The organism is Bacillus sp. K7 (assembly GCF_053903245.1).
This window is the reverse complement of the sequence record NZ_CP096406.1, coordinates 1,884,924-1,907,348: the sequence shown is the minus strand read 5'-3', so window position 1 is coordinate 1,907,348 and position 22,425 is coordinate 1,884,924. Positions and strand designations below refer to the sequence as shown.

The 22,425-nt window shown below is 47.2% G+C and carries 3 protein-coding genes; all 3 read left to right on the top strand.

The window, feature by feature from the left end:
• Positions 1-19 precede the first annotated feature (19 nt).
• The 3 genes from M1D98_RS09630 to M1D98_RS09620 are packed head-to-tail and all read left to right on the top strand — an operon-like array spanning position 20 to position 22,362.
• Positions 20-7,687 carry an amino acid adenylation domain-containing protein gene (locus M1D98_RS09630; protein ID WP_456280206.1) on the top strand — a complete coding sequence of 2,556 codons (7,668 nt, stop codon included), beginning with the start codon at positions 20-22 and terminating at the stop codon, positions 7,685-7,687.
• A gap of 25 nt (positions 7,688-7,712) precedes the next feature.
• A complete protein-coding gene (locus tag M1D98_RS09625) occupies positions 7,713-18,515 on the top strand; it encodes an amino acid adenylation domain-containing protein (RefSeq protein WP_456280205.1) in 10,803 nt (3,600 codons plus the stop codon).
• A 7-nt stretch (positions 18,516-18,522) separates the two neighbouring features.
• Positions 18,523-22,362 (top strand): non-ribosomal peptide synthetase, encoded by a 3,840-nt coding sequence (locus M1D98_RS09620; protein ID WP_456280223.1) that lies wholly within the window; start codon positions 18,523-18,525, stop codon positions 22,360-22,362.
• Positions 22,363-22,425 lie beyond the last annotated feature (63 nt).

Below are 22,425 nucleotides of genomic sequence, written 5' to 3'. Positions count from 1 at the left end.
GGAGAGGAGATTCACACTGATGCCGCAGCAACCCGAAATACAGGATATATATCCTTTGTCATTTATGCAGGAAGGGATGCTCTTTCACTCGCTGTATGATGAACAGTCAAGAGCATATTTTGAACAGGCTTCTTTTACGATCCATGGACAGCTTGATTTGGAGCGTTTCCAGAAAAGTATGGATGCTGTTTTTGACAGATATGAAATCTTCCGAACGGCGTTCATCTATAAAAATGTAGCCAAACCTCGTCAAGTCGTACTCAAGCATCGTCATTGCCATATTCATTTTGAAGATATTTCTCATCTCAATGAGAGAGATAAAGAACATTGTACCGAGGCATTCAAAGAGCAGGATAAATCAAAAGGCTTCGATCTCCAAACGGATGTACTGATGAGAATATCTATTTTAAAATGGGCGCCTGACCGGTATGTCTGCATCTGGAGCCATCATCATATTTTAATGGATGGCTGGTGTTTAGGCATCGTCATTAAGGATTTTCTTCACATTTATCAAGCACTGGATAAAGGCAGGCTTCCTGATATGCCTCCCGTACAGCCGTACGGGACGTATATTAAATGGCTGATGCAGCAAGATCGGGAAGAAGCGGCTGTGTATTGGAAAAAAAGGCTTCAGCATTTCGAAAAAGCTTCGCCTCTGCCAAAAAGAACAGATCAAATGCCAGATGGGACATTACAACAGATCACATTCACCATTCCTGAAAAAGAAACCTCCGAATTACAGAAAATCGCAGCAGCTTTTGGTGCGACACTCCCCACTGTTTTCCAAGCTCTATGGGGAATCATGCTCCAAAAGTTCAATTGCTGTGGCGATGTTGTGTTCGGATCAGTTATATCAGGCAGACCTTCTGAGCTAAACGATGTGGAAAACATTGTCGGACTGTTTATCAATACCATTCCTATCCGAGTCCAAAGTGATTCTCTTTCTTTTTCTGACTTAGTCAGCAGGATGCAAAGAGACATGACGGAAGCAGAAGCATATAGTTACTTCCCTTTATATGACATTCAGGCACAGAGCGCTCTTAAACAAGAACTGATCGATCATATTATCGTCTTTGAAAATACACCTGCTCAACAAGAGATTGAAGGGCTGAATCAGGCTGGATCATTTGATTTCTCCGTGGAAGATTTCGAGATGGAAGAACTGACCAACTATAGATGCAGTGTCAAAGTGATCCCAGGCCGGACCATGTACGTTCGGATTCATTTTCATACTGGCGCTTATCAGCCAAACATGATGTCCGAGATAAAAGATTATGTACAGCACATGATCTCTGACGTCATATCTGATCCATCTCTGCCTGTGTCAAAGATGACATTGCTAGATGAAAACAAAGCACGGGAAATGGTTTCTCAAAACAACAGGACAGTATCTATTTCGCCTGAATCCCTAACCCTGCACGGGCTGTTTGAACGACAGGCGGCTTTCACACCGGAACGGCCAGCCATACGCTTTTCCGGCGGTTCACTGACGTACGCTGAGCTTGACATGTATGCCAGCCGTCTGGCTGCCCGCCTCGCGGCACGCGGCGTCACGAAGGAAAGCATCGTCGGTGTCCTGTCTGAGCGGTCACCTGACATGCTGATCGCTGTCCTTGCTGTCTTGAAGGCAGGTGGGGCGTATTTGCCGCTTGACCCTGCGTATCCAGAGGAACGGCTGAGCTACATGCTGAAAGACAGCGGGGCAGCGCTCTTGCTGACACAGCCGGGATGCTCCGCGCCGAACTTTTCTGGCGAAACGCTTGAAGTTGATATGACATCTCTTGCGGGCGAAAAAGCAGAAAATCTTGTGTTTGCTCCTGCTGACAGCGATTCTCTCGCCTACGTCATCTATACGTCGGGCTCCACCGGGCAGCCAAAAGGAGTGGCCGTTGAGCACCGCCAAGCTGTTTCATTTCTGACCGGCATGCAGCGCCAGTTTCCGCTTCAGGAAGATGACATTGTCATGGTGAAAACCTCTTTCTCCTTTGATGCATCTGTCTGGCAGCTGTTTTGGTGGTCGCTTTCCGGCTCTTCGGCTTATCTGCTCCCACCCGGCTGGGAAAAAGACCCCGCATTGATTGTAAAAGCCATTCATCAGGAAAAAGTGACAACGGTTCATTTTATTCCGGCTATGCTGAACAGTTTTCTCGATCAAGCGGAGATCGAAAGGCTGAGTGACGGGACAAGCCTGAAGCGTGTATTCGCCGGAGGTGAACCGCTTGCGCCGGGCACGGCAGCCCGTTTTGCTTCTTTATTGCCGCAAGTCTCGCTGATCCATGGATACGGGCCGACAGAAGCAACGGTAGACGCGGCATTTTATGTGTTGGACCCAGAGCGGGACAGGGATCGCTTGCGGATTCCGATCGGGAAGCCCGTACCCGGTGCGCGTTTGTATGTGTTAGATCCGCATTTAGCCGTACAGCCTTGCGGTGTCGCCGGCGAACTGCACATCGCCGGCGCGGGTGTTGCCAGAGGCTATTTGAATCGGCCGGCCTTAACGGAGGAGCGCTTTCTTGAAGACCCGTTTTACCCGGGTGAACGCATGTATAAAACAGGGGATATGGCACGCTGGCTCCCTGACGGGAATGTTGAATTCCTCGGCCGGTTGGATGATCAAGTGAAAATCCGCGGCTACCGGATTGAGCCCGGAGAAATTGAAGCGGCGCTTAGAAGCATAGAAGGCATAAGGGAGGCAGCCGTGACCGTACGGACAGACAGCGGGGAGCCGGAGCTATGCGCGTATATAGAAGGGCTCCGAAGAAACGAAGTGCGGGCGCAGCTTGAGAGACTGTTGCCGAGCTACATGATCCCAGCCCATATGATAGAGATGGAAGAGTGGCCGATTACGCCGAGCGGAAAGCTGGACCGAAACGCCCTGCCAGCTCCTGGCGGAGCGGCAGATGAAAAGGCCTACTCGGCGCCGAGAAATGTGACCGAGATGAAGCTTGCCCAGCTGTGGGAGGACGTGCTGAAAAACGGCCCGGTCGGGATTCACGACAACTTTTTTGACCGCGGAGGACATTCTTTAAAAGCAACGGCGCTTGTATCCCGAATCACCAAAGCATTCGATGTACAGGTGCCGCTGAAAGAGGTGTTTGCCCATCCCACGGTAGAAGGGCTGGCTTCCGTCATCCGTGAAGGAACGGACAGTCCATATGAAGCGATGAAACCAGCGGAACAGCGGGAGACCTATCCGGTTTCCTCCGCCCAAAAGCGGATTTATGTCCTTCAGCAGCTGGAAGACGGAGGGACCGGCTACAATATGCCGGCTGTATTAGAACTGGAAGGGAAGCTTGACCCAGAAAGGCTGGACAGGGCTTTCAAAGAGCTGATCAAGCGCCACGAGTCGCTTCGGACATCCTTTGAACAGGATGAAGGCGGCGAGCCGGTGCAGCGCATCCATGACGAAGTGCCGTTTACATTACAGACAGCCGCCCTCGGCGAGCAAACCGAACAGGAAGCCGCAGCCGCGTTTATCAATCCGTTTGATCTCAGCCAAGCGCCGCTGTTCCGCGCACAAATCGTAAAGGCATCAGTGGAACGGCACCTGTTGCTGGTTGATATGCACCACATCATATCAGACGGTGTTTCCGTCAACATTTTGATTCGGGAATTCGGGGCACTTTACAACAAACGGAATCTCCCGGCGCTTCACATTCAATACAAAGACTACGCCGTATGGCAAGAAGGTTTTAAAAAAGGAGACACGTACCAGAAGCAGGAGACGTACTGGCTGAAGCAGCTCGAGGGCGAGCTGCCGGTGCTGGATCTCCCGGCTGATCATACCCGTCCGCCGGTGCGGAGCTTCGCGGGGGACAAGGTCTCGTTTACGCTTGATCAAGAGGCGGCATCAGAGCTTCACAAGCTGGCACGGGAGAACGGAAGCACATTGTACATGGTGCTTATGGCAGCTTACACAGCGTTATTGTCACGCTTAAGCGGACAGGAAGAAATCATCGTCGGCTCGCCAATTGCCGGCCGGCCGCACAAGGATCTTGAGCCGATACTCGGCATGTTTGTGAACACGCTGGCGCTTCGGGCACGCCCGGAGGGCGGGAAGCCGTTTGTACAGTATTTGCAGGAAGTGCGCGCCACTGCATTGGAAGCCTATGAGCATCAGGATTATCCGTTCGAAGAGCTTGTCGACAAGCTGCAATTAACGCGAGATATGAGCCGGAATCCGCTGTTTGACGTGATGTTTGTTCTTCAAAATATGGACCAGGAATCGATACGGCTAGATGAACTTCGTCTCAAACCTGCAGCAAACAATGGACATCAAACGTCAAAATTTGATTTAACCCTGTATGCTCACGAACAGCCCCGGGGTTTGCTGACGTTCCAAATGGAATTTAGTACGGACTTATATAAGAAAAAAACGATAGAAAAGTGGCTTCACTATTTCATCAATATGTTACTCTCCATCATCCAAGACAACAAAGCCGCTCTCGGATCAATAAATATACTGAATGAGGATGAGACCCATTACCTTATCTATGAGCTGAATCGTACAAAAATAGAATATCCAAGAAATGAAACCATCAGCAGACTCTTTGAAATGCAGGCGGAACAAACGCCTAATGCCATAGCAATTGTCAGCGATACACTAGAGTTAACTTACGCGGATCTGAACAGCTGGGCAAATCAAATTGCTTTACTTCTACAGAGAAAGGGAGTCGGTCCTGATCGAGTCGTAGCCTTGCTGACAGGACGAACGCCAGAACTCATAGCCGGAATGCTGGGTATTCTGAAAGCCGGGGGAGCCTATTTGCCTATCGCTTCTGATCTGCCTGTTGAGCGAATAGCTTACATCCTGTCAGACAGCGGAGCGACATTCCTTCTTCAATCTGAAAAAGTCGACAAACGGCTATTAGACATTGAATGTGAACAAATCATAATCGAAGACATTCAAAAGCAAGGAGAAACAACGAACATTGAATCTTCAGCAGGGCCGCATTCGCTCGCTTATACCATTTATACCTCTGGATCAACCGGTAAACCAAAGGGTGTCATGATTGAGCAGCGAAGTGTCATTCGCCTTGTTAAAAACAGCAATTATATTGCATTTACACCTGCAGACCGTCTTCTCATGACATCATCTATCGGTTTTGATGGTACGACATTTGAAATATTTGGACCGCTGCTAAATGGGGCAGCTTTGCATCTGTCCGAGAAACAGGCATTTCTCGATCCCCATCAGCTTAAGAGATACATAGAACATCACGGGATCACAACGATGTGGCTGACATCTTCTCTATTCAATCATTTGACAGAGCAAAATGAGACAACATTTTCACAGCTGAACCATCTGATTATAGGCGGAGAAGCTTTGTCGGTGAGCCACATCAATCGAATTAAAAATGTGTGCCCGGAAGTATCAATATGGAACGGATATGGGCCAACCGAAAATACGACTTTTTCGACGTGCTTTCCCATTCAAAAAACATATGAACTTTCCATTCCGATCGGGCGGCCGATTGGTCATTCCACCGCTTATATCTTAAATAAATGGGGAATGCTGCAGCCGATCGGAACTGTTGGCGAACTTTGTGTCGGCGGAGATGGCGTCGCCAGAGGATATTTGGGCCGTCCTGATTTAACGAGAGAGAAATTTATCCCAAATCCATTTGCGTCTGGCGATCGACTGTACCGCACAGGTGATCTGGCGCGCTGGCTTCCCGATGGCACAATTGAGTACGTTGGCCGTATTGATGATCAAGTAAAAGTCAGAGGCTACCGGGTGGAGCTTGGTGAGATCGAATCAGCGCTTCGCCAAATAGACGGGGTCAAAGAAGCCGCTGTGTTGGCACGTACAGGCCAGACAGGAAGCAAAGAGCTGTTTGGCTACATCAGTGTGAAAGCAGGCACGAATGCTGAACAAGTGCGTTCTCTTCTCGCGCGTTCACTGCCAAATTATATGATTCCGGCGTACATCATTGAAATGGAGACTCTTCCGCTCACATCAAACGGCAAATTGAACCGGAAAGCACTGCCTGAACCAGATTTTGCATCTAAACAAACGTACATCCCGCCTCGCAATGACCTTGAAGAGCAGCTGGCGTTGATCTGGCAGGAGGTTCTCGGCATCCAGAGGATCGGAATAGAGGATTCATTTTTTGAATTGGGCGGAGATTCAATCAAAGCGCTTCAAGTTTCCGCACGCCTTGGACGCCATGGGCTAAGCCTGCAGGTAAGTGATTTATTCCGTCATCCAAAGATAAAGGACCTATCACGATGTATTCGTAAGACAGAAAGAATCATCGAACAAGGACCCATTCAGGGAAATGTTCCATGGACACCTGTTCAGCGATGGTTTCTTTCACAAGAGATTGAAGAACGACATCATTTCAATCAGTCTGTCATGCTTTTCCACTCTGGTCGTTTGTCTGAAGACGCTCTTAGAGCATCCTTAAAGAAACTTGCGGAACATCATGATGCGCTTCGGATGGTTTATTGTAACGATGACGGGCAATGGATACAAATCAATCAAGGCATTCATGAATCACAACTATACAGTTTAAGAATAACTGATTTTTCACAGTCAGAAAGCGGTTGGGAAACCCAAATCAAACGAGAAATTGAAGATCTTCAGCAAAGCATCAATTTGCAGGAAGGACCGTTGCTACATGCCGCTTGGTTTCAAACAGTGACCGGAGATTACTTGTTCCTTGCGATCCATCATCTTGTCGTTGACGGTGTCTCATGGCGGATTTTGCTGGAGGATTTGTCAGCCGGATACCAACAAGCGTCTTCAGGCCAGGCGATCCAGCTTCCTCCTAAAACTGATTCCTTTCTGGAATACGCAAGACGGCTACAGGACTATGCCCAAAGCAGCAAGCTGATTCGCGAGGAGGCGTATTGGCGGAGTGTAGAGGAACAGCAAGCTGCGGAACTGCCATATGAACTGCCGCATCATGAGAACAACGACTTCAGCAGGAGGGACACGGTAAGTTTTTCACTCACTGAAGCAAATACCGCCACCTTGCTGCAAAACGTCAACCATGCCTATGGTACAGATACACAAGATATTCTGTTAACCGCTGCATCTTTGGCGATTCGTGAGTGGACAGGCAGAAACAAAATCCGCATTGCACTGGAAGGACACGGGAGAGAACACGTGTTGCCGGAGTTCGATATCAACAGGACGGTTGGCTGGTTTACATCTATATACCCAGCTCTCATAAGCTTTGAACATCATGGGAATGAGCTTGGAACCGCAGTAAAAACCGTTAAAGATACACTGGGCCGGATACCAAACAAAGGGGTGGGTTACGGTATGCTGAAATACATCACACACCCTGAAAACATAAGCATTGCGTTTTCAAAAATATCCGAAATCAGTTTCAACTATTTAGGCCAGTTTAACGACATAGAAAGACAAGGTAACTTCCGTCCATCAAGCCTTGGAAGCGGAAAGGACATCACTCACACATGGAAACGTGAACAAATCATCGAGATGAGTGCAATGGCAGCAGGGAACAAGCTTCATTTCAATCTCAGTTATCCGCCAACACGCTTTCATAGGAACACGATGAAGCAGCTCATCAACAGGATCGAACACTTTTTGCTGGACATCATGACACACTGCGCCGGTAAACAAAATACAGAAAAAACACTGAGCGATTTCAGCAGCGAATCATTAACGGCAGAGGATTTGGACAGTATATCCAGCTTGGTGGAAGAATTGTAGAAAATCGTGACAGGGAGACATGAACATGACAAAAGCGAATTCAATTCAGGATATTTATCCGCTGTCTTACATGCAGGAAGGGATGCTTTTCCATTCCCTCTTGCAAAAGGATTCACAAGCATATGTCGAGCAAGCTTCTTTTATAATAGAAGGGAAAGTCAACCCGAAGTTTTTTCAAAACAGCATTAACGCCCTTGTAGCAAGACACGATATTTTCAGAACGATTTTTATCAGCCAAAATGTTTCCTCTCCCCAACAGGTTGTCCTGAGAGAACGGAATGTCATCGTACAGGAAAAAGACATTACACATTTAAACGATGCGAGGCAATCACAATTTATTGAGCAATGGAAAGAAGAGGACCGTGCTCAAGGGTTTCACTTGCAAAAAGATATGCTCATGCGTATCACTCTGATTCAAACAGGAGAGGGCCAGTACACTTGTATTTGGACCTTTCACCACATCATGATGGACGGCTGGTGCCTCAGCATTGTGTTAAAGGAGTTTCTCCATATTTACGCATCTTATATATATGGATCTCCAATAGCATTGGAGCCGGTCCAGCCATACGGAACGTATATCAAATGGCTGATGGAACAAGACAAAGAGCAGGCAGTTTCTTATTGGGAACATTACCTATCTGGCCATGAACAGCAAACGATACTCCCGAAGCAGAAAAAAACAAAGGCGAGAAGCAGGCAGGAGCACGTTACGTTTTCATTCTCTAAGCAAGAAAGCAGCAGGCTTTCAGAGCTTGCGGCAAGAGAAGAAGTAACACTCAGTACGATTTTTCATACCATTTGGGGCATTCTGCTTCAAAAATACAATCATAATGATGATGCCGTATTTGGTTCTGTCATGTCAGGAAGGCCTGCAGAAATCGAAGGCATTGAACATATGGTCGGTCTTTTCATTAACACGATTCCAGTTCGGGTGCAGGGAACAAAAACGCCATTTCTTAAGCTCATAAAAGACATGCAAAAAGACCGTCTTGCCGCTGAAACATACAGCTATCACCCTTTATATGAAATTCAAGCCCGTTCGGCGATTAAGCAAGGATTAATCGATCATATTCTCGTATTTGAAAATTATCCGGTACAGCAAGAGATTCATATGCTGAACCAAGAGGAGCATGCTTCTGATCTTTTTCAAATTCATAACTTCACTGTGGCAGATGAAACCAACTACAGCTTTTACCTTATGGTGGCGCCAGGGGAAGAAATCCATATCAAAATGAGCTATGATGCGGAGCAGCATGATCGGTCTTTTGTGTTTTCTGTCAAGGAGCATCTTCTGAATGTTGTATCGCAAATTGTAACTAATCCCAATCTTCCGCCTGAAGAAATCGACATCACGACCGATATTGAAAAGCAGCAATTGATTGGAAAGAACACAGATGAACCCCCAATTTACGAAACCATCCATGCTATGTTTGAAAAACAAGCGGAAAAGACACCGGATACTCAGGCAGTAATAGATCAAGTCTGCTCGTTAACGTACCAAGAATTGAACAACTCGGCAAACAGATTGGCGCGGCAATTGAGAATGAAGGGTGTTGCGAGACAGGAGCCTGTCGCGATCATGATGGAGCGATCTGCGGCGTTTATCACCGGTGTTCTTGGCATCTTGAAGGCAGGCGGCGCCATTGTTCCGATTGACCCGCATTATCCAGCTGACAGAATCCATTATATTCTAAACGACTGCGGCTGTTCACATGTTGTTTCACAAGCCCATCTTTCCGCATCGCTAGAAAGCAATTACCTTATCACTCTTGTAGAAGAGATTGAAAGCAAGGAAGACGGCAGTAACATGAAGTCAGTCAACAATGCGGATGATCTGCTGTATATCGTTTATACATCAGGTACAACAGGTAAACCAAAGGGCGTTCAATTTGAACATCGAAACATGGCGAACTTGCTGAAGTCCGAATATACTCGCTCTGGCATTGACTTTGAAGCAGATGTTCTGCAATTTGCGACTTCTGCCTTTGACGTCTGTTATCAAGAAATTTTTTCTGCGCTTTTGAAAGGCGGCACGCTGCACATCGTGCCAGAAGCCCTAAAAAGAGATGTGCCTCAGCTGTTTGCATTTATAAACGAGCATCAGACGAATATTGTGTTTCTCCCAACGGCTTTTATCAAAATGATTTTCAGCGAGCGGCAATTTGCGGACATGTTTCCTGATGGCGTCACACACCTGATTGCTGCTGGAGAACAATTAATCATTTCAAGCCTTTTCCAAGAAGTATTACGTAAACGCAGCATTCACCTGCACAATCATTACGGACCTGCAGAAACTCATGTGGTATCTACGTATACCATTCATCCGGGAGACCCTATTCCTGAGTTTCCTCCTATCGGTAAACCGATAGGCTATACTAATCTATATATTTTGAATCGTCAAAAACAGCTTCAGCCCTGCGGCGTACCAGGTGAACTCTATATTTCCAGCGCGAGTGTTTCCAGAGGGTATGTTAATCACGATAAACTGACACGCGACAAATTTTCACCCGACCCATTCAGGGCCGGTGCGGTCATGTACCGTACTGGTGATTTGGCCAGACGGCTTGAAGACGGCAACATCGAATATATCGGGCGGGCAGACAATCAAGTGAAAATCAGAGGGTATCGAATTGAGCCCCAAGAAATCGAAGTCACATTAATGAATCATCCAGACATTAAAGAAGCTGCCATTCTCGTCAGGCAAGAATCAAACGGTGATCATGAATTGTGCGCTTACTATTGCAGTGTACAAGGGGTGAATGCAGCAGATCTACGCCGCTATATGGCAAGTGAGCTTCCAGCATACATGATTCCGGCGAAATGGGTTTGGGTTGACAGCATACCTCTTACCCCAAACGGAAAAGTAGATCAATCAGCACTTCCAGAGCCAGATGCTTCAATCATCGGGACACCGTATACTGCCCCTCGTAATCTGGTAGAGGCAAAGCTTTCGCAGCTGTTTGCAGATGTGCTGAATAACAGTCATATAGGCATCTTTGACAACTTTTTTGACCTTGGCGGCCACTCATTAAAAGCAACGGTGCTTATGTCACGGATCACAAAGGAATTTCATGTACAAGTTCCGCTCAAGGACATCTTTGCCCATCCGACAGTAGAAGGATTGGCTTCAATCATTCGAGATGCAGAGGAAAATCCGTATGCAGCAATTGAACCAGCGGAAGCAAGGGAGACATATCCTGTATCTTCGGCTCAAAAAAGGATCTATGTGCTTCAGCAGCTTGATGAGGGTGTCGCCTACAACATGCCTGCGGTCTTAGATCTGGAAGGGGCACTGGATGTCGCTAAATTATCTGCTGTATGTAAACAGCTGATCCGTCGGCATGAGCCGCTTCGAACTTCCTTTGTATCTGGCGCCGATGGCGAGCCGGTTCAGCGGATCCATGACGAAGTGCCGTTTACATTAAGCCAAGAGGCCGCTATCGAGGGTTTTGTCCGTCCTTTTGATCTCAGTCAGGCGCCGTTATTTAGAGCGGGCCTTGTAAAAGTGGCAAACGAGAAGCATGTATTGCTGGTGGACATGCATCATATCATTTCAGATGGCGTATCCGTCCAGCTCTTAATCCGAGAATTCACCGATCTTTATGCAAATCGGCAACTTAAGCCTTTGCGAATCCAGTATAAAGATTATGCCGTTTGGCAACAGCAATTTAAACAAGGTGACTCGTACCAAAAGCAGGAAACTTACTGGCAGCAGCAGCTCAGCGGGAACCTTCCTGTCCTAGAGCTTCCGACCGATAAACGCCGCCCGGCAGAACAGCAATTCACAGGCGGAAAAGTAACTTTTCAGATGGATAAAAAGATTACAGCCAGGATAAAGCAGATCGCCCGTCAAAACAAAAGCACGCTTTATATGACGCTAGTCGCTTTATATTCAGCCTTTTTGTCTCGGGTAAGCGGTCAAGATGATATCGTGATCGGTTCGCCTATCGCCGGCCGGCCCCATGCCGATCTTGAAGCAGTTCTCGGAATGTTCGTCAATACATTGGCTCTCCGGACACGCCCGGCCGGCAATAAGACATTTGAAGAATGTCTGAAAGAAGTCAGGCAGACGGCACTGGAAGCATATGAGCATCAGGATTATCCGTTTGAAGAGCTCGTGGATAAAATCGGCGTACAGCGGGAAATGAGCCGGAATCCATTGTTTGACACAACGCTTGTCCTTCAGAATATGGAACAGCAAAAGTTGAAAATGAAAGAGGTAAAGCTTCATTGGAACGATATGCAGCATCCAATATCAAAGTTTGATATTTCCCTGTATGTGACAGAACACGATTCCGTGCTTTTCTGTCAGTTTGAATACAGCACAGCTTTGTTTGAGAAAGAAACGATCCAAAGGTGGGCCAATCTTTTCACCACGCTTGTGGAACATATAACTGTCAGTCCTAAAACAGAATTGGACGATATAGCGATCCTAACAAAAGAAGAAGAGAAAGCCTTCATTGAATCATGCCATCCGTTTCAGGATACAGGCTATTCGGTGAATCGAACTCTCCATTATGCACTCGAAAAGCAAGCTGCAAAAACGCCTGATCAACCAGCCATTATCTTTGAAGATGGAGGAATGACCTATAAAGAATTGAACGAACAGGCTAACCGTATCGCCTGGGAGCTCATCGGACGAGGCGTGAAATCGGAAACAATCGTTGCCATTATAGGACGGCGTTCGCCTGAAATGGTGATTGGCATTTATGGCATTCTTAAAGCCGGCTGTGCTTATCTGCCCATTGACCCGGATTATCCGGAAGAACGAATCAGCTTTCTGTTGGAGGACAGCGGTACAAACATTCTCCTGCTTCAGCCTGCCGACCTGCCTGTTCCGGCATTTGCAGGAGAGATTGTTTATCTCAATCAGACAAATAACAGGCTGGAACATCATTTGGCCAATCCGAATGCGGACGTTCATCCGCAATCTTTAGCCTACGTCATCTATACATCCGGTTCTACCGGTAAACCAAAGGGTGTTGAAGTTGAACATCGATCAGCGGTGAATTTTTTGAATTCCCTTCAGTTCCGTTATCAACTGAACCAATCAGATGTGATTATGCATAAAACATCTTATTCATTTGATGCTTCAATATGGGAACTGTTTTGGTGGCCTTATGCCGGTGCCTCTGTTTATTTGCTTCCTCAGGGAGGCGAAAAAGAACCCGAAATGATCGCAAAGGCCATAGAAGAACAAAAGATCACAGCTATGCATTTTGTGCCTTCGATGCTCCATGCTTTTTTAGAACATACAAAACATCGTGCTGTACCGATGAAGACAAACGGACTCAAGCGGGTGTTTTCCGGGGGAGAACAGCTGGGGACCCATCTCGTCTCCCGATTTCGCGAGTTGCTTCCAAATGTTACATTAACCAATTCTTACGGACCAACGGAGGCAACCGTAGAAGCTGCGTTCTTTAATTGTCCGCAGCATGAAAAGCTTGAGCGGGTTCCAATAGGAAAACCTGTTCATCATGTCAGATTATATGTTCTTAATCAGAAGCAGCGGATGCTGCCAGCCGGATGTATCGGCGAATTGTACATCGCCGGCGCGGGTGTTGCCAGGGGCTATTTGAATCGGCCGGCCTTAACGGAGGAGCGCTTTCTTGAAGACCCGTTTTACCCGGGCGAACGCATGTATAAAACAGGGGATATGGCACGCTGGCTCCCTGACGGGAATGTTGAATTCCTCGGCCGGTTGGATGATCAAGTGAAAATCCGCGGCTACCGGATTGAGCCCGGAGAAATTGAAGCGGCGCTTAGAAGCATAGAAGGCATAAGGGAGGCAGCAGTGACCGTACGGACAGACAGCGGCGAGCCGGAATTATGCGCGTATATAGAAGGGCTTCGGAGAAACGAAGTGAGGGCGCAGCTTGAAAGACTGCTGCCGAGCTACATGATCCCAGCCCATATGATAGAGATGGAAGAGTGGCCGATTACGCCGAGCGGAAAGCTGGACCGAAACGCCCTGCCAGCTCCTGGCGGAGCTGCAGATGAAAAGGCCTACTCGGCGCCGAGAAATGTGACCGAGATGAAGCTCGCCCAGCTGTGGGAGGACGTGCTGAAAAACGGCCCGGTCGGGATTCACGACAACTTTTTTGACCGCGGAGGACATTCTCTAAAAGCAACGGCGCTTGTATCCCGAATCGCCAAAGCATTCGATGTACAGGTGCCGCTGAAAGATGTGTTTGCCCATCCGACGGTAGAAGGGCTGGCTTCCGTCATCCGTCAAGGAACGGACAGTCCATATGAAGCGATGAAACCGGCGGAACAGCGGGAGACCTATCCGGTTTCATCCGCCCAAAAACGGATTTATGTCCTTCAACAGCTGGAGGACGGAGGGACAGGCTATAATATGCCGGCTGTGTTAGAACTGGAAGGAAAGCTCGCCCCTGAAAGGCTGAACAAGGCTTTCAAAGAGCTGATCAAGCGCCACGAATCGCTTCGGACATCCTTCGAACTGGACGAAGGAGGCGAGCCGGTGCAGCGCATCCATGACGAAGTGCCGTTTACATTACAGACAGCCGCCCTCGGCGAACAAACCGAACAGGAAGCCGCAGCCGCGTTTATCAAACCGTTTGATCTCAGCCGAGCGCCGCTGTTCCGCGCCCAAATCGTAAAGGCATCAGATGAACGGCACCTGTTGCTGGTTGATATGCACCACATCATATCAGACGGTGTTTCCGTCAACATTTTGATTCAGGAATTCGGGGAGCTGTACAACAACCGGACCCTTCCAGCGCTTCCCATTCAATACAAAGACTACGCCGTATGGCAAGAAGGGTTTAAAAAAGGGGACGCATACCATACGCAGGAGGCGTACTGGCTGAAGCAGCTCGAGGGCGAGCTGCCGGTGCTGGATCTCCCGGCTGATCATACCCGCCCGCCGGTGCGAAGCTTCGCGGGTGACAAGGTCTCATTTACGCTTGATCAAGAGGCCGCATCAAGGCTTCACAAGCTGGCACGGGAGAACGGAAGCACACTGTACATGGTGCTCCTTGCGGCCTACACAGCGTTATTGTCACGCTTGAGCGGACAGGAAGAAATCATCGTCGGCTCGCCAATTGCCGGCCGTCCGCACAAGGATCTTGAGCCGATACTCGGCATGTTTGTGAACACGCTGGCACTTCGGGCACGCCCGGAGGGCGGGAAGTCGTTTGTACAGTATTTGCAGGAAGTGCGCGCCACTGCATTGGAAGCCTATGAGCATCAGGATTATCCGTTCGAAGAGCTTGTCGATAAGCTTGGAGTGACGCGGGATATGAGCAGAAACCCGCTATTTGATACCATGTTAATTGTCCAAAATAATGATTACGAGCCCTTGCACCTGCATGATTTGCAAATGAAGCCGGCAGAAGTTTCTCATCTCGTTTCCAAATTCGATTTGACACTACAAGCATCTGAGGGTGACGGGAACATTCATTTTCTTTTTGAATATTCAACCGCACTGTTTGAGAAAACCACCATGGAACGCTGGGCATCTCATTTGACAAATGTACTTCGCATCATCGGAAAAAAACCAGAGGTGACACTCAACCGTATCGACATCCTGACCCAAGAAGAGCGGAACCAGCTGCTCAATGAGTTTAACATCAGGAAAGCAAATCAATACGAAGAACAAACAATTAGTCAATTGTTTGAGCAGCAAGCTGCACGAACACCAAAAGCCTCTGCACTTGTCATCGGAGACAAAACACTCACATATCAGGAGCTTGACGAGTGGTCCAATGGAATCGCACACACATTGCGCAGCCGAGGTGTTAAACCGGACACACCAGTAGGCATCATGATGCCTCGTTCGTTCAGCATGGTAGCAGCCATACTTGGTGTGTGGAAAGCAGGCGGCTGCTATGTTCCTATAGATCCGGAATACCCAACTGAACGGAAACGCTATATTCTCAGCGACAGCGGAACGAAACTACTGATGACAGCGGATTGGAGAGCTGCTGATGATTTTGAAGGAGAGATCTTGACCGTCGAAGACGCAGAGGCATACGACAAATCACCGCTGCCGCAAGTATCGTCTGCTCATCATTTGGCCTATATCATTTATACATCAGGAACGACGGGCCGACCAAAAGGGGTGATGGTCGAGCATAAAGGCATTGTCAACACTCTTCAATGGCGGCGAAATGCTTATGTTTTCACCGAGAAAGATACCATCCTGCAGCTCTTTTCTTTCTCATTTGACGGCTTTTTAACTAGTATGTTCACACCGCTTTTGTCAGGTGCAAAAGCAGTTCTGCTTCATGAAGAGGAAGCGAAAGACATTCTGACCATTAAGCATCAGCTGTCTCGTCACCGGATAACACATATGATTATTGTGCCTGTTTTATATCGAGCGCTTTTGGACGTAGTGCAGCCGGAAGATGTAAAGACGCTGAGAGTCGTCACACTGGCGGGAGAAGCAGCTGACCGCGAATTGATCGACCGCAGCATGGCAATATGCCCGCATACCGAACTCGCAAACGAATATGGGCCGACAGAAAACAGTGTGGCTACCACCGTCATGAGACATATGGAAAAGCAGAAACACATAAGCATCGGCCAGCCGATTGACGGGACCCAAGTGCTGATTTTAAATGGCAATCAACAGCTTCAGCCAATCGGTGTTACCGGTGAGCTTTGTATTGCGGGAACAGGTCTTGCAAGAGGGTATGTCAACCTTCCGGAACTGACAGAGAGGTCATTCGTCCAGAACCCATACCAACCCGAAACGCGAATGTATCGAACAGGAGACGCCGCCAGATGGATGGCCGACGGAACACTTCAATATCTGGGAAGAATTGATGAACAAGTCAAAATAAGAGGCTATCGTGTAGAAACGAAAGAAATTGAATCGGTCATTCGTTGTATAAATGGTGTAAAAGATACCGCAGTACTCGCTCATGTAGCAGCATCGGGACAAACCGAGTTAAGGGCTTATGTTGTGACAGAATCAGCGTTGAGCACAACTACGATACGCTTAGAATTACAAAACAAGCTGCCGGTGTTTATGATCCCTGCGTTTATTGAAAAACTGGGTTCACTTCCATTGTCACCAAACGGCAAGTTGGATCGTAAAGCACTTCCAAAACCTGAATCCAAGGGCGAAGCTGTACATTCATTCCGATCACCAGCCAGTAAGATGGAACAAATACTGGCTGGTATATGGAAAGAAGTACTAGGGACAGAAAAAATCGGAACAGCTGATTCATTCTTTGAGCTTGGAGGAGATTCGATCAAAGCCTTACAGGTATCAGCACGGCTTCATCGGATAGGCAAGCAAATGGCAGTAAAAGATTTGTTTAACCATCCTACCATTCAAGAATTCGCAGCTTATATCCGGGATTCAAATACAAGTTCCAGCCAAGCCCCGGTTGACGGAGACGTACAATGGTCGCCTGTTCAGAAATGGTTTCTTTCTCAAGATATAAAAGAAAAACACCATTTTAATCAGTCCATTATGCTACATCGAGGAACCCCTATACAAGAGGACGCACTGCGTAAAACCTTAAAAGCAATAACGTGTCATCATGATGCGCTGCGGATGGTATTTTCACAGAATGAACAAGGATATTGGAATCAATATAATCGGCCGATCAGTCATTCGGACGATGCACTGTATGGCCTTCAGATGATTGATTTATCAGTTCCAGAAGACACGAACGGAAATAGAGCGTATGAGCCTATTATCAAACACCATGTACGTGATATTCAGCGGAAAATGGATCTGAAGAATGGTCCGCTGCTGCAAGCCGGTCTTTTCCGCACAACTGACGGGGATTTCTTATTTTTATCGGCTCATCACTTCGTCGTTGACGGCATTTCATGGCGGGTTCTGCTTGAAGATTTGTCTTTAGGGTATCGCCAAGCTGCTGGCGGGGAGGATATCAAACTGCCGCCTAAAACAAGCTCGTTTAAAGCGTACGCGAAAAAGCTTTCTGGCTATGCAGAAAGCCAGCAGCTTATAAAACAGCTCAAGTATTGGCGCGAAACCGAAGAATATCAAACAGAAGCACTGCCTTTTGATCAAATCGACGGACCCATAGCAAACGAGAGAAAACGATCCACCATTTCGTTTACATTAAATGATAAAGAGACAGCTGCGCTTTTAAAAGATGCCAACAGCGCATACAACACAGATACTCAGGATTTGCTTCTCGCTTCTGTCATTCTCGCGCTGCGCCATTGGACCAATCAATCCGCCTTCAAACTATCATTAGAAAGCCACGGGCGAGAGGATGTATTAGACGGGGTTGATGTGAGCCGTACGGTTGGATGGTTTACCGCCATTTATCCGTTATTGATTAAACTGAACGCAGACTTGCCAGATTCGGGAGAAGGCATGGTTCATGTGTTAAAAACAACAAAAGATACACTGAGACGTGTACCGGACAAAGGATTCGGCTACGGTGTCATCAAATATTTGACGCCGCCTGACAAAAAAGACATCAATTTCACAGGCGCGCCAGAAATCAGCTTCAATTATTTGGGGCAATTTGAAAGCGGCAGCCCAGGTGAAGCACCTGAGGAGGACGCCTTCTCATTCTCTCCGTTTGGTGCCGGGGATGATATCAGCACAACTTGGAATCGTGAACAGTCGCTGGATATCAGTGCAATCGCCGCTGAAGGAAAAATGACTGTCAACATAACTTATGACAATACCCGCTTTCAGCGCAAAACGATGGAACAGCTTAACGAGAATTGCCATCAATTTTTATTACAGCTGATCGAACACTGCCAGAACAAAAGCGAAACAGAAAAGACCATCAGTGATTTTGATGATCAAGAACTGACCGAGGACGCGCTGCAAGAGATTGCTGATATGCTCAGTTTTCACTAATGAATCCGTGAAGAAAGGTGCAGATACCATGGATAACATCAAAAAAATCAAGAACATTTATCCTCTGAGTCATATGCAGGAAGGAATGCTGTTTCATTCCTTCCTCCGTAAAGAGGAGGGGGCATACGTTGAGCAGTCGCTCTTCACCATTAAAGGGAGCCTCAGTTATGAATGGTTTCAGCGCAGCATTCAAACCATCATCGACCGCCATGACATTTTCAGAACCGTGTTTTTGCCGCACGTCCCGCATTTGTCGGGACCTCGGCAAGTCGTGATGACAGAACGCGAATTCCATTTGTACAGCGAAGACATTTCCCACCTGCCAATAAACGGCCAGAATGAGTATATTGAATGCTTTAAGGAGAAGGACAAGCAAAAAGGCTTTGATTTGCAAAAAGACATGCTGATGCGAATTTATCTATTCAAAACAGCTGAAGAGGAGCATGTTTGCATCTGGAGCCACCATCACATTTTAATGGATGGCTGGTGCCTCGGCATCGTTCTTCAGGAATTTATGCGGATTTATCAATCGATCTATGCAGGAAAACCGCTTTCTTTAGACCCTGTCCGTCCGTACAGCACCTATATTTCCTGGCTGACGAACCGTGACAAAGAAACAGCGGCGAAGTACTGGGATTCCTATTTAAAAAACTACAGCACCCCATCACCGCTGCCTCGTGTGTCTGATGAAGAAACAAAAGAGGGTTATCAACGTGAAGATTTGATATTTTCATTAAAGAAACCACTGACAGACAAGCTCAAAGAGACTGCCAAACAACATGGCGTCACGCTTGCCACCTTTATTCAGGCAGTTTGGGGTTTGATGCTGCAGCAATATAACCGAACTGACGACGTTGTATTTGGCGCGGTTGTCTCAGGCAGACCGTCAGAAATTCCGGGTGTGGAACAAATGATAGGATTGTTTATCAATACCATTCCGGTTCGCATTAAAACATTTCAAGGCGAAACGTTTCAGGAGCTGGTCAGACGATGCCAGAAAGAAATGCTGGAAGCTGAGCCGTTTACCTGCCAGCCTTTATTTGATATTCAGGCAAACACCGCATTAAAACAGGAACTGATTGACCACATCATCGTTTTTGAAAACTATCCGATACAGCAGAAAATCGCCGATTCAGCCGATCAAACCGATTCACCGCTGCAAATCGATCAAGTGAAGGTATCCGAGCAATCAGGATATCACTTTAATCTTGTCGTTGCTCCCGGCGAAGAACTGATCATCAAATTCAGCTATAATGCGTTCATTTACGATGCTGCCTGGATCAGCTGTATCAAAAGACAATTTACACAAGCGCTAGACACAGCGGCGCATCACCCTGACATTCCCATTGCTGATTTTTCTTTTCTTGATGCTACAGAAAAAGAGCGGATTGTCACACAGTTCAACAATACAAAAACAGAATATCCAAAGAATCATACAATTATAGATTTATTTCGTGAACAAGCAGAAAAGACGCCAGATCATATCGCACTTGTGTGTGGGAATTTGACTTTTTCGTATAAAGAACTTGATCAACGCTCTAATTCACTCGCCAGAGCGTTAGATCAAAAAGGGTTTCGAAAGAACGAGACAGCCGGCATATTGGCTGCTCATTCTCCTGAATTCATCATTAGTGTGCTTGCCGTTTTAAAAGCAGGGGGAGCATACCTCCCGCTTGATGCCGAGCTTCCGCCTGAACGTGTCAGCTTTATGCTTGAGGAAACGCAGGCAAAAATGCTGATTATTCAAAAGGGGCTGGAGCAAAACGCTGCGTTCTCAGGGACATGTATCATTTCAGATGCCCAGGCATTGACGGAAGAGAATGATATCCCAATCAATATCACCTCAAGCCCGGAGGATCTTGCATACATCATGTACACCTCAGGCTCCACAGGCCGGCCAAAAGGCGTCATGATCACCAATCGCAATGTCGTGTCCCTTGTCAAAAACAGCAATTACACGTCTGCGTCCGTTGATGACCGGTTTATTCTGACTGGATCTATCAGCTTTGACGCCGTCACCTTTGAAATGTTTGGGGCGCTTTTAAATGGCGCAAGCCTTCATATCATTGATAAATCAACAATGCTGTCACCTGATCGGTTTGGGGCGTATTTGCTTGAAAATGGCACCACAGTGCTCTTTTTAACAACGGCTCTTTTTAATCAACTGGCTCAAGCTCAAGCAGATATGTTTCGCGGGCTCCATACGTTATATGTCGGCGGAGAAGCACTCTCGCCGGCCCTTATCAATGCTGTGAGACAGGCCTGTCCAGATCTGGCACTTCATAATATTTACGGGCCTACGGAAAACACGACATTTTCAACATTTTTTAAGATAAAAAGAGACTACGCAGGGCCGATTCCGATCGGAAAACCAATCAGCAATAGCACCGCATTCATCTTAGATACACAAGGACGCCTTATGCCAATAGGTGTTCCCGGCGAGCTTTGTCTCGGAGGTGATGGGGTTGCAAAAGGCTATTTGAACAGAGAAGACCTGACAAATGATGTTTTTTCTCCTCATCCTTTCTTGTCTGGAGAAAGAATATATCGTACCGGTGATTTAGCTCGCTGGCTGCCCGATGGAAATGTAGAATACATCAGCAGGATTGACAGGCAGATGAAAATCAGGGGAAAAAGAATTGAGCCCGCTGAAATTGAAGCGCGCCTGTTAGAAATGGAAGGTGTGCAGGAAGCGGCAGTGACAATGAAAGAAAAAGACGGAGAGGCGCAGCTGCACACTCATTACGTCAGCGATGGCAAACGAACAGAAAAGGAGATCCGCGCAGATTTGGCGCGTGTGCTCCCGGACTATATGATCCCGCAGCACTGGGTGCGTGTAGACCGGATGCCGCTTACCGGAAACGGAAAAATAGACCGCAGCGCTCTTCCTATACCAGAAAATAAACCTGACAAACGCCAGAACATCACACTGCCCAGAAACTTGGTTGAGGAAGAGTTGGCGAACATCTGGAAACATGTTCTTGGTGTCCAGACCATCAGTATTGATGATGACTTCTTTGCTATTGGCGGACATTCGCTAAAAGCACTGCAAGTCATACACACATTAAAGCATCAGCAGCAAATAGACATACCGATTGATCTCTTGTTCGAATATCCGACCATCGCTCAGCTTGCCGAAAAACTTTATTCCAAACAGCTGACAGCGGCAGATGAACAACATGTGATCAAATTAAATCAGCAAGGCGCGCAAAACCTTTTCTGCTTTCCGCCGATATCAGGATTTGGCATTTATTTCAAAGATATTGCTTTATTGCTGAATAACAAGGCATCTGTCTACGGATTTCACTTTATTGAACATGACATCCGCATTGAACAATATGTCAATAGCATCACAGACATACAGCCTGAAGGCCCTTACGTTTTATTAGGCTACTCCGCGGGCGGAAATCTGGCTTTTGAAGTGGTACAGGCTATGGAGCGCAGAGGATTGGAAGTCAGTGACTTCATGATCGTGGACGCTTATCTAAAAGAACAGCCTATCCCTGTCGATGCTGGAAATGACGAATCTGCATCATACTTGTCTGAAGCGGTCAGAGAAAAGGTGATGAAGAAAAAAAGAAACTATCAGGAATATTGGGCGCAGTTGCTGAATGAAGGGCACATCAAAGCAAACATTCATTTCATTGAAGCTGGAATTCAAACCGAAACCGGGCATACAGGCTTAACGAAATGGAAACGCGCCGCCTGCGGAAACTACAGCGAATACACTGGTTTTGGCGCTCACAAAGACATGCTGGAAGGCACATATGCTGAAAAGAACGCTGACATTATCCTCGATATTTTAGACAAGATCACTTCAAATAAAGCACTGCTGCACAAACGATAAAGCGATTTAGCGGACAGAGGCATTCTCTGTCCGTCTTTCTTTTTACATCAAGAATGGATAAAG

Excerpts from the sequence above, each read along its gene's own strand:
- M1D98_RS09625 (WP_456280205.1), top strand. The coding sequence starts at position 7,713 with ATGACAAAAGCGAATTCAATTCAGGATATTTATCCGCTGTCTTACATG.
- M1D98_RS09630 (WP_456280206.1), top strand. The coding sequence starts at position 20 with ATGCCGCAGCAACCCGAAATACAGGATATATATCCTTTGTCATTTATG.